This window comes from Anaeromusa sp. (assembly GCF_028691475.1).
Taxonomy (GTDB): Bacteria; Bacillota; Negativicutes; order Anaeromusales; family Anaeromusaceae; genus Anaeromusa.
On sequence record NZ_JAQUZF010000096.1, the window covers coordinates 1 to 10,517 of the forward strand.

A 10,517-nucleotide genomic window follows, 5' to 3' on the forward strand; every position below is an offset into this window, starting at 1 on the left:
CATCTTCATCTTGACACCCATCTTTACATTCTGTGAGATAGATTCTACCTCATTCTGTGAAAGTGATGCCAATAATGCAAGCTGCATTTCACCTTCCATCGTGGAAGTATTGATATTCTCTTTCTCAGCTTCTGTCAAGAGAGGACTAAATAAAATTAACTCATTTTTTCTAAAAAGTTTTGCGAAGCGCATCCAGCTCGTCGGCGTAGTTGAGACGAACGTCCATCACACCGCCTGTGTGTAGAGTGATACGGTCGAGTAGCTCGCCGGTGAGGGTGGCCGTTAGGTCATCCACCGCCGCAAAGCTCTTGAAGCGGGCAATGACCGGGTTGGCTGTCTCGCTGTCGGTCACGTTCAGCTTTTGCTCCAGCGTCAAAATATCTGCGTCGTATTCCTCGCATTGCTGGGTCATGGTTTGCTTCTTTGCGGTATAATCCTCGCGGGAGACACTGCCCTCGACCAGCGATTCATACAGGTTTTGTATGCGTTTTGTCGCCTGCTCTTTTTTGAGCTGCGCTGCATTGAGCTGTTTTAGAATGGCTTTTTTGTCGGTCTTTGCGCGGCTGGACTGTGCATGAATGAGCCTGTCCAGCTCCACGGCGCACCGGGCATGGGCACGGATAGCGGACAGCACAGCATCCATCAAATCATCCTCCGGCACAGCATTGTCGTGGTCGGGGTAGGCATCGGACATTTTTGGGGTCTTGCAGTAGTAAAAAGCGTTTTTGCCGTTGCTGCGGGTCATAACATGGCCACATACGCCGCAGTACACCTTACCGCGCAGCGGGCGGTCATTCCGCAGGGTGCATTTATGCTCCCGCAGCGTCCGCATACTTTCCTGCGCTCTGTCGTAAACCTCCTGAGAAATAATCACGTCATGGGATTCCGGTACAACCACCCATATGTCACGGGCAGTCAATAGCGTGTGCGGGTCGCCAATCACGTCGCGGGTGCGCCTGCCATAAATGTTTTTGCCGGTGTAGCGTTCGTCGCGGATGATTTTTGCAACGGTATTCTGCATCCAAAAGTTGTCCTCATTGATGCAGGTCATGAACCGCTGGCAGGTGCCGATGTCCAGCTTGTGAAGCATGGGCGTCGGAACGCCCTCCGCATTGAGCCGTTTTGTAATCTCCAGCGAGCCGATACCTTCCACCGCCATCTGAAAGATATACTGCACCGTCTTGGACGATACAGGGTCGGCAATCAGGTGGTTGATGTTCGCCGGGTCTTTGATGTAGCCAAAGGGCGTAAAACCGCATACCCAATCGCCCTTTTCAGCCTTGCGGCGCTTGGCGCTGCGCACCTTGCGGGATAGCTCGCGGCTGTAAAGGTCGTAAATTAGGGTCTTGAACGAGGTGTTCAGGCTGTCGATGTCCTGCGGACGAATGCTGTCAAAGCCATCACCCAGCGCGATAAATCGAACGCCAAGGAACGGGAATACGCGGCTGATGTAGTTGCCCACTGCCAAGTAATCACGCCCAAAGCGGGAAAAATCCTTGACCAAAATACATTTAATTGCACCGCCTTTGACCTGTGCCAGCAGCTCCTTCACGGCGGGGCGCTCGAAGTTTTTTCCGCTCCAGCCGTCATCGCAGAACTCAACAAGCTCCGCGCCGGGGAAATTGCGCCGCACATAATCGGTCAGCATATTGCGCTGGTTGGTGATGCTCTGAGATTCCAGCTTGTCGGTGGATTTTAAGTCCATATCCTCCTGCGAGATGCGGAGATAGATGGCAATGCGTTCAGTCATTTTGCACCGCCTTTTCGATGTAACCGGCGAGAGTTTCGTATTCGTCCTTGTAGCGGAAGGTGATGCCGACGCTCTTGTCAGAACCAATCTCTACGCGCTGTATGAGCGATACTGCCATGTCGCGAGTGAATGCCGATGCGCCGGTGAACTGCCGGAACGCAGTTAGAAAACGATTCTCCGGCGTAACCTCTTTGGCGGCGGCGCATTCTGCGTCAAGCTGGCGAAGGGCGGCTTCCAGCTCTTGCATCTCCGCCTGATACCGGGCTTTCAGCTCGGTGTATTCGCCCTCGGAAAGCAGCTTTTCGGCGTAATTTTGATACAGGCTGTCGCACAGCGCCTGCTTGCGGGAGAGCGCGGCAGCGGCTTTGACACGGCTGCGTTCCCGGCTGTCACGCTGGGTGGCATACTGTGATGAGCTGTTCAGCCGTCGCACCAGCTCATCCATGCGGACGGCTACGGCGATCTGCTTCTGAATTGCGGTTAAAAGTATGGGAAACAGCTCTTTTTCGTTGATGTACTTCTTGGAGCATCGTGTCGGCTCATTCAGGTGGGTGCGGCAAACATAAGAGTGATTGACGCAGCCATACCGGCTTGTGACCTTGTTGCGGCTCAGTGAGCAACCGCAGTCGGCGCAGAAAATAAGTCCCAGCAGGAGATTTTCGGGAGCTGGGTCGGGGTGCGTTTTCTTCTCGGTTTTCACGACCTGCACCGCCTGAAAGGTTTCTGCATCCACCAGCGGCTCGTGGGTGTTCTCAACAATTACCCAATCCTCACGCTTTTGATTACGCTTCGGCTCATTGCGATTGAAGGACTGGCGGCTGCGCCCCTGCGCCACATGACCGAGATAAACCGGGTCGCGGAGCATATTGTAGACGCGCTGATACTCCCAAATAGAATTTTCAATGCGTTTATCCTTACGCCCTGTTTTCATGCAATGAAGCCTGCCGGGAGCAAGTACGCCCTCGGCGTTGAGCGTCCGTGCAATCATCTGGCTGCTGAAACCGGATTTCTTCATGGCGAAAATCCGCTGCACAACCGACGCAGTTTCGGGGTCAGGCTCCAGCCGGTTGATGTTGTCGGCACACTTGCGATAGCCATAGGGCGGGGCTGCCCCGATGTAGTCGCCGTTCTTCTGCTTCGTGGCGAAGGTTGCGCCCAACTTGGCGGAGAGGTCTTTGGAGTACATTTCGTTCACGATGTTGAGCAGCACGGAAATGTAGCCGTCCGCGCTGCGCTCCGCTGTCAGCGTGTCGAAATTATCGTTGATGGCAATAAAACGAACGCCGAGAAATGGAAAGATACGCTCCAAATAGTTGCCTGTTTCCTTATAGTTGCGCCCAAACCTTGACAAGTCTTTGACCACGATGCAGTCAACCTCGCCGCGCTTGACCGCTTCCATGAGCGCTTCAAACTGCGGGCGCTCAAAATCCGTACCGGTATGCCCGTTGTCCGCCCACAGACCGGCGAAGGCAAAGGCCGGATTGCTTTTAATGTATTCGGTGATGAGCTTCTCTTGCCCGTCCAGCGTATCAGAGCCGGGGCGGTTGCCGTCCTCGATGGAAAGCCGCGCGTAACCGGCTGTGCGGTACACACGCTCAGTCGGCGCGGCTGCAGCGGCTTCCGGCTGCAGCGGGTTGTTTTTGCGCTTTGTTCTTGCCATTTAGACCGCCTCCTTTTCCGCGCGGCTGAGAATATCAAGCTGCCATGCAAATTCGTCCTGCCAGCGATATACGATGTCCACGCATTTATCCTTATGAATCATAATTTTGTCAATGAGGGAGATGACCGCACTGCGGTCAAGGGATGTCAGGTTTTCGTGCCGTTTGAACTCGTCCATCCAGCTCTTTTCTGCGCCGCCCTTCTCCCGGATATGGGTGAGAGAATCCTGCAAGGCGTTCATCTGACGCTCCGCTTCCTCGGCACGGACGCTGTAATTTTGCTTGAGCCGCGCGTATTCCTCCCGGGTGATGATGTTGTCGGCAAGATTTTCGTAGAGGGACATGAGCAGCTTGTTCAGCCGCTCCAGCTCCGCGCGCTTCATGTCAAGCTGCCGCTGCACCTTCTGCGCTTCGGCGGTGCGGAGTGGCGCAGTGTCGGTCATGGAGAGCAGCGCGTCAAGGTCGATCACCTCATGGATATACCGCTGCATGGCGGTGAGGACAATGTTTTCCAGCTCCGTGTCGCGGATTCTGTGCGGGGAGCAGGATTTATCCTGCTTATGGGCGGAGCAGATGTAGTAGACGTATTTCTTTCCGCCTGCCGGGACGGTTTTCCGCACCATGCTCGCGCCGCACTCGCCGCAGAACACCATGCCAGAAAAGAGGGACACTGCCGATTCCTCCGGCCCGCGCCGGGTGTCCAGCGCCAGCGCCTTTTGCACGGTGTCGAAGTCGTTGCGGCTGATGATGGCTTCATGGCTGTTCTCGATGATCGCCCATTCATTTTCCTGCTTGGCGATGCGCTTATGTACCTTGTAGCTGGGCGTTGTGGATTTGCCCTGCGTGAGCACGCCGGTGTAGACAGGATTTTTGAGCACGCGCAGCACATTCACCGCCGACCAAACCGACTTTGCCCCGGTCTGAAAGGGCGTGGCGAGATTGACACCAATGGATTTTTTGTATTCCAGCGGCGAGAGCACGCCCAGCTTGTTCAGCGCATTTGCAATGTCCTGCGGGCTGACACCCTCCAACTTCCATTTGAAAATGTCGCGTATGATGTCGGCGGCAAAATCGTCCACAATGAGCCTGTTTTTCTGAGCCGGGTCTTTCGTGTAGCCAAATACCGCGAACGCACCAATAAACTGGCCGCTCTTACGCTTGATTTCAAGCTGGCTGCGGATTTTCACTGAAATATCGCGGCAATATGCCTCATTTATTAAATTTTTGAACGGAATTATCAGGTCGTCCGATGCCTTTTTGTCGCCAAGGCTGTCATAATTGTCGTTGATGGCGATGAACCGAACGCCGAGGAATGGGAACACCTTTTCGATGTATTCCCCGGCGTCGAGGTAGTTGCGCCCGAAGCGCGAAAGGTCTTTGACGATGATGCAGTTGGTTTTCCCTGCCTTTACGTCCTCCATCATTCGTTTGAAATCCGGGCGCTCGAAGCTGGAGCCAGACCAGCCGTCATCCACTCGGACGGCATACTCACGCAGCTCCGGGTGGGCTTTCAGATAGTCCCGCAAAAGCTCGCGTTGGCCGGTGATGCTGTTACTTTCCTCTTTGTCGCCATCCTCGCGAGAAAGACGAAGGTACAGCGTTGCGTTCCATATTTTTGTAATTTCGCTCATTGATACCACTCCTTGTTTTGGATTATCATGTCCCGAACAGGAGGGCGGCAATTTAGTCCTATTGCAATTATATGGAGTTATGCCATACCTGTCGAGGATGTCGCCTTGGATGCGAGATAGCCAGCCAGCCTGTCCTCCAGCGTCACGCCGGTGTCCGCGAAGCTGACCTTTACAACATATTTGCCGTGCTTGTAGCAGTAGGGATTGCCGATCTGCCGGATAAAATCTGCAATGCGTTCCTGCTTGGAAAGTGATGTGTCGATGTTGACGCTCTCAATATCCCGCAGGCTGTCGCGGTCAACGGTGCGTGGGTCAATACTTTTCATTTGCTCTAAGGTGTTCATAAAAAATCTCCCTTCTTGTTTTTACTATTCTCAAAAGCATAACAATAAGCTGACGGCACAAGATTAGCTGCCCGATGGCATAAAAGTGCCGTCAGCTCATGACTTACAATTTTGAGATATAATTCGCCGTATTTGCCACGCGCCCCCGGCGAGGGGATATTGCAGGCCGCCTTTGGTAAGGCTGTCCCAACACTACAATGCCGCTGTTTGTAAGACTGGCGCACATCGAAGTGTTCCCCCTCACGACTACGGGAGGACTGTGTTTGTGGTTGCATATCACCCGCGCTGTCATCGCGCCCGGATGTACCATAATCCGGGTCAGAGGAAATGCGTAGATCGCTCGAATGGCTTGTCCGAAATCACCTCCCGAAAGCCATCGTCTTGGCGGCGCACCTCATTTCGCTATCACGCGGGGTCTGTGCCTGCAATACCGTATATGAAATTGTAAAGGTTCACAGAAGAAAACTTGTCCTTCTACCTATCGCCGCTGAAACGGGGTTTTTACACCCTGTTTTGCGAGAAACTTTTTTAATTTATTTTTTCCTGCTCGTATCGCCTTGGAGATATTCTGCTGCTTTACGCCCTCGGCGGCAGCGATTGCTGTTTCGCTCAGACCATCCACGCAATAGAGCCACAGCCGTCTGCGCTGTATCGGGGTCAGGTGGACATCAAAGCCGCTCATCAGCAAGTGCCGCAGAGCTTCACGCTCCTGCTCCTGATACCGCCGATCTAAAAGCTCCTCCACGGATTCCACGGCGAGGACTTTCTCAGTCAAGCCCTCCAGCGAATATGTATGGTTGGAATCATGGTGCTGGACTTTTTCCGATTCATGGTATTCCTCATCCGACCACTCTTTCCATTTGCGAAATTCATTCTCGCTGTTAAAAACCTCTCGGGTCAAGCGGATGATATGACCGTCAGAGTCTTTGTAGATAATTGCTTCCTTGTCCTTTTTGTTGAGAATATAGATGCTTTTACTGTCGAACATAATTGTTCCTCCATTCAAAATTTGGGGTTCAAATTTGAATGGAGAACGGAGGTGAACGGCAGTGCACATCGCTATGTTTATGCAAAATTAAAAAGACGCACAGAATGGTCAAAAGACCGATCTGTACGTCTTGCAAGGCATAAGAAATTATTGCGCAACTTGGAGGAGCTGCGCCTATTATAGTCATTTGTATTATAAAAGAAACGAGCTGCAACTCATTTTTGAGAGCGCAGCTCGTTTGCATTTTAATGTTTGCGGAGTTAACCAGCCATATATAGCCAGCCCCTTGTTATTTCATTTCCTTCCGAATGAACAAACATTTTCGCATACTTTTACTTCCTTTAATATTTACTATATCTGATTTTTTAACTGAGCAAGTCCTTCAATGATTGAAGCAACATTTGCAAGCTGTGCTTTATTTAGTTTCTTTAGATTTTGAGTAACTTCTGATAATTCGGCGGGAAATGTCGAACTTTCGTCAAAAAATTCGCCCGGTGAAATGCCAAGAAACTCACAAATATAGAAAACGCCCGATAGAGACGGCATAGACTTTCCAGTTTCGATATTGTTAATATAGCCCGGGTTTTGCCCCATTGACAGGCTCATGTCTCGTGCAGAGATGCCCTTTTGCTCTCGTAGCCGCGCTAAGCGCAGCGAAAAATCCTTCTCGGTCATTTCGTCACCACCTTTATCACATTTTAGCCCACAATACATTTATAAGTGTTGGCGTAGAAGTGGTATTTTTCTTGTAATATTGGTTTATAGATGTTATACTTTGGCAAGGCAATGGTTTTCAGATGGTGAGTAAATAAGCAATATGTTTGTATATAAACTACTCATCAAGCATTTGGATAAGGAGCGGCTTATCGTTGACTATACCAAGACCCGGCAAACCTACATTGACTACCGAAAAGCCGGATACAGCAAAAAATTCAAGGCCGAGCATGAGACGGATATCCTCTTGCATCAGGCGGCGAAGAAAGCCTTTGACGAGCTGGGGATGAAGAAGATTCCCACCGTCAAAAGCCTGCGGGCCGAGTATGCATCGCTGTTGGAGGAAAAGAAAAAAGCCCGCCTGGAATACAATCAGGCGCGCTCGGATATGAAAGAAATCCTTATTGCAAAATTCAATGTGGACAGGTTTTTAGGAACGGATTCCCGCGCGCAGGAGCGCGAACCCGATGCCCAGCAGAGGTGACAGTCACTGAATTAGCGCCCCGAAAGGGGTGCGCAGCCGCTCCGCAACGCGGGGCGTTCAACGGGGGACTGGGGGCGAAAGCCCCCAGCAAGCAAAGCAGACCAGTGCGCAGTGCGCGCTGGTCTGCCTTGCTTGCCAAACGTGAAAACCACTATAATTCAAACAGGCGTCAATCTGCCTATTTATTTCGCAGAGTATAGCATTCTGCGGCTTAATCCAGAATAGGCGAGAAAACATAGGACTTTCGAAGAGAAGAACCCTGTTTTGACAAAGAAGTCTGACTGCGGAAAATTAAAATTCCGCCGCGGTAAGCTTATTCATATTGTTACGTTTCAGATCAATGGAAGAATGAACATATCGGTCCAGCGTGATCGTGGTTGTGGAATGCCCTAAAATCTCACTGAGTGACTTAATTTCAAAACCGACTTCCACACAGCGCGTGGCAAATGTGTGTCTGAACGTGTGAAAATGAACATCGTCAAGTTCACATTCCTTCGTGTACTTCTCCAAACGGTATTGCAAGGTGCGAGGCTCCATATGGGAGGAAGTCCCGGTTAAAATATACGCGGATTGGTTTTGGGGCTTCATCTTTCGGCAAAGCTCAGTCGTGTAATCTGTGAGTGGAATGATCCTCCATGATGAATCACTTTTGGGAGAACCAATGACAATTTTCGTTTTCTGTTGAGCCGTCATTTCTAAATCACGAAGCCGCTGCATGGTGGATGTGATTCGAATTGTCATTTCCTTCAAAGAAACCATATCCCACTTGAGCGCACAGAGCTCGCCAATACGGATTCCCGTGTAGAGGGCCAATAGAATACCCAGCTTGCACTCATCCATATCCTTTAGCAGATAAGCGACAAAGCGCGCCTGCTCGGTGCGAGACAGAACGCGCATTTCGTTCTTTGGTTCCTTTGGATATGTGATATCAATGACAGGAAGGACACCCGGAAGTTGTTTCGCGGTATATTTCAAAACAGAGCGCAAAGTGACCAGAATGTCCTTGACTGTTTTGGGCGAAAGGCCATCCTCATAAAGCAACTCATCAGAGAATGCTTCCACCAAACCTGCGGTAATAGCCGCTGGAAAGCATCCCCCGAGCTTCGATTTAATATGGCGTTCCAGGGTTGTGGAGTATTTTACATAGGTAGATTCTTTGATGCGGCTCTTGCATGTCCGCAGCCATTCGTCACAGTAGAAGCCAAACCGATGCTTGGAGACTCTCTCTAGACATGGATTTCCGCTTACGAGCGCAGCTTTGTATTTCTCGACCTTTTCTTTCGCTTCTTTGTAGGTTTTTCCATAGCAAAACCCATACTTGATTTTTCCAGACAGCTCGTACCCCTTAATATATCTTGCTTCCCAGCGGCCATCCTTGCGTTTGAAAATGTTTTCTCCTTTAGCCATTTTTTAGTCCTCCTTTTTTATATTTGCAACGCGAATGCACAATGGTTTTTGACTGTCCAATTGACTGCGCGATACAAGCAGGCTCGCTTGCAGAGCGTCAAATAATGTTCTTTTCCGCGCATCTCCATTCGCTGGATGCCAAAAATCAGCAGTGTTTTCATTTTTCCCTTGCGACATTTGACTGCATATGCTATAATTCTGAAATATAAGTCCGTGTGAATTGTTACGCAGAATGCTATACTCTGCGAAAATAATACGATGCGGAACTTTAAGCATGAAAACAGCTCATTAGTTGGCTCCCTTTTGTATTCCACGGATCGCATAAATTATGCGTATCAACATCGGAAATGCGTTTTGAAGCCCCCGCCCGACTAACGAATGGAATGGCATTCCTTAATAGTAGAATAACCGCCGTATAAGGTAATGGTAAATACCATACAGACGCAGATTCGATAGAAAGCAGCCTATGGGGGAGGGGGCTTTCAAAGGAAGAGTGAGGATATCCCATGAGAGGAACCATCCCGGAAAAAATAAAGAATAAGTATTTGCTCGATATCCTTTCACGCCGGGACAGGCACATGGATCGCGTATCATGCTACACGGAGATTCTGTTGCGTGAGCTTGATAAAAGAGGCTGTGAGGAAATTGACAGCTTACATATTCCAGCCATGATAATGGCTGCCAGACTTCATGATGTTGGGAAGCTGATGGTGGATGAGAAGCTCATTTATAATCCCAATAAACTGACATTCGAAGAACTCACTGAGGTTCGCAATCATCCCGCCGCAGGCGCTCAGTTTTTGCAGGAATTGTTTTCTCAAGATGATGATTTTGTTCTCAAAAGTTATGCCATCAATGCGGCCCTGTTTCATCATGAACGCTGGGATGGACAGGGCTACCCCCATGGCCTAACAGGAACTGACATTCCATTTATCGCTCGTGTAGTTGCTGTTGCCGACGTCTACGATGCCTTGAGGGCGCAGCGCGTCTATAAGGAGGCTTTCTCCCACTTGCACGCATCCGCCATGATCCTTCAGGATACCGGTAAAGCCTTTGACCCACAGGTAACAGCGGCGTTTCGGACCCAGAATACTGCAATAGAAAGGCTATCGAATGAAGGATAAAAAGAGAATGTCTATGCTCCGCTTTTTACGCGCGTATGATCTTAAGTCGATACGGAGTAAACTGATGGCCTTATATGCCTTAAACGTTTCCGATGCCCTGCTGACATATTTTTTGATTCGCACCGGCTGCTTTAGCGAAGCGAACTTTCTATTAAAAGGGGTTGTACTTAACTTCGGCGAGATGTTTCTCGTAAAAATAGTTTTTCCGGCTGTGCTCATCGCCTGGCTTTATTTTCGGATTCACAGTGCAACAGAAAAACAGCTCAAGCCTGGGAATATCGCAGTCAATTCAGCTTTGCTGCTTTATACCTCTGTAAATATACTCCATTTTGTTTGGGCAGGAATCTTTTTGGCTTTAGGGTTTGCTTATGCATCATCAACAGGCTTCGTCTGTTAATTGGGGAGGGTTAGATTTAT

At 50.0% G+C, this 10,517-nt stretch carries 10 protein-coding genes and 1 pseudogene; 3 read left to right on the top strand and 8 right to left on the bottom strand.

The annotated features are described in order from the left end of the window. From PHF27_RS11300 to PHF27_RS11330, 7 genes are all read right to left on the bottom strand, one after another. The coding region (locus PHF27_RS11300) for a hypothetical protein (RefSeq protein ID WP_300069995.1) at nucleotides 1-192 on the bottom strand (192 nt) is incomplete at its 3' end. Then, the gene (locus PHF27_RS11305) at nucleotides 170-1,750 is read right to left on the bottom strand and encodes a recombinase family protein (RefSeq protein WP_300069998.1); all 1,581 of its coding nucleotides are present in this window, start codon (nucleotides 1,748-1,750) and stop codon (nucleotides 170-172) included. The genes PHF27_RS11300 and PHF27_RS11305, both read right to left, overlap by 23 nt. Further along, nucleotides 1,743-3,410, bottom strand: coding sequence for a recombinase family protein (locus PHF27_RS11310; RefSeq protein ID WP_300070001.1), 1,668 nt, complete (start codon nucleotides 3,408-3,410; stop codon nucleotides 1,743-1,745). Before PHF27_RS11310 ends, PHF27_RS11305 begins: the two co-directional genes overlap by 8 nt. Beyond that, nucleotides 3,411-5,039: a recombinase family protein gene (locus tag PHF27_RS11315; protein WP_300070004.1), complete on the bottom strand. Its 1,629-nt coding sequence runs from the start codon at nucleotides 5,037-5,039 to the stop codon at nucleotides 3,411-3,413. 77 nt (nucleotides 5,040-5,116) lie between these two features. Continuing rightward, the gene (locus PHF27_RS11320; protein WP_300070007.1) at nucleotides 5,117-5,383 is read right to left on the bottom strand and encodes a DUF6870 family protein; all 267 of its coding nucleotides are present in this window, start codon (nucleotides 5,381-5,383) and stop codon (nucleotides 5,117-5,119) included. 478 nt (nucleotides 5,384-5,861) lie between these two features. Beyond that, nucleotides 5,862-6,371 (bottom strand): hypothetical protein, encoded by a 510-nt coding sequence (locus tag PHF27_RS11325; protein WP_300070010.1) that lies wholly within the window; start codon nucleotides 6,369-6,371, stop codon nucleotides 5,862-5,864. Nucleotides 6,372-6,722: 351 nt separating this feature from the next. Further along, complete coding sequence (locus tag PHF27_RS11330) at nucleotides 6,723-7,046, bottom strand: helix-turn-helix transcriptional regulator (RefSeq protein ID WP_300070013.1); 324 nt, start codon at nucleotides 7,044-7,046, stop codon at nucleotides 6,723-6,725. A 190-nt stretch (nucleotides 7,047-7,236) separates the two neighbouring features. On the opposite strand from PHF27_RS11330, the pseudogene PHF27_RS11335 reads away from it, so the two are divergent. Then, a pseudogene (locus tag PHF27_RS11335) lies at nucleotides 7,237-7,569 on the top strand (relaxase); the annotation flags it as partial. Nucleotides 7,570-7,860: 291 nt separating this feature from the next. On the opposite strand, the gene PHF27_RS11340 reads toward PHF27_RS11335, so the two are convergent. Next, the gene (locus tag PHF27_RS11340) at nucleotides 7,861-8,976 is read right to left on the bottom strand and encodes a site-specific integrase (RefSeq protein ID WP_300070016.1); all 1,116 of its coding nucleotides are present in this window, start codon (nucleotides 8,974-8,976) and stop codon (nucleotides 7,861-7,863) included. Nucleotides 8,977-9,482: 506 nt separating this feature from the next. Here PHF27_RS11340 and PHF27_RS11345 point away from each other — a divergent pair. Continuing rightward, complete coding sequence (locus tag PHF27_RS11345; RefSeq protein WP_300070019.1) at nucleotides 9,483-10,100, top strand: HD domain-containing phosphohydrolase; 618 nt, start codon at nucleotides 9,483-9,485, stop codon at nucleotides 10,098-10,100. Next, nucleotides 10,090-10,497 carry a DUF5658 family protein gene (locus PHF27_RS11350; protein WP_300070022.1) on the top strand — a complete coding sequence of 136 codons (408 nt, stop codon included), beginning with the start codon at nucleotides 10,090-10,092 and terminating at the stop codon, nucleotides 10,495-10,497. The genes PHF27_RS11345 and PHF27_RS11350 overlap by 11 nt, the downstream gene beginning before the upstream one ends. Nucleotides 10,498-10,517 lie beyond the last annotated feature (20 nt).

What these genes read in the sequence shown, in the direction of transcription:
- PHF27_RS11340 (WP_300070016.1), bottom strand. Translation starts at nt 8,976, where the DNA reads ATGGCTAAAGGAGAAAACATTTTCAAACGCAAGGATGGCCGCTGGGAA.
- PHF27_RS11315 (WP_300070004.1), bottom strand. Translation starts at nt 5,039, where the DNA reads ATGAGCGAAATTACAAAAATATGGAACGCAACGCTGTACCTTCGTCTT.
- PHF27_RS11305 (WP_300069998.1), bottom strand. Translation starts at nt 1,750, where the DNA reads ATGACTGAACGCATTGCCATCTATCTCCGCATCTCGCAGGAGGATATG.
- PHF27_RS11345 (WP_300070019.1), top strand. Translation starts at nt 9,483, where the DNA reads ATGAGAGGAACCATCCCGGAAAAAATAAAGAATAAGTATTTGCTCGAT.
- PHF27_RS11330 (WP_300070013.1), bottom strand. Translation starts at nt 7,046, where the DNA reads ATGACCGAGAAGGATTTTTCGCTGCGCTTAGCGCGGCTACGAGAGCAA.
- PHF27_RS11310 (WP_300070001.1), bottom strand. Translation starts at nt 3,410, where the DNA reads ATGGCAAGAACAAAGCGCAAAAACAACCCGCTGCAGCCGGAAGCCGCT.
- PHF27_RS11320 (WP_300070007.1), bottom strand. Translation starts at nt 5,383, where the DNA reads ATGAACACCTTAGAGCAAATGAAAAGTATTGACCCACGCACCGTTGAC.
- PHF27_RS11350 (WP_300070022.1), top strand. Translation starts at nt 10,090, where the DNA reads ATGAAGGATAAAAAGAGAATGTCTATGCTCCGCTTTTTACGCGCGTAT.
- PHF27_RS11325 (WP_300070010.1), bottom strand. Translation starts at nt 6,371, where the DNA reads ATGTTCGACAGTAAAAGCATCTATATTCTCAACAAAAAGGACAAGGAA.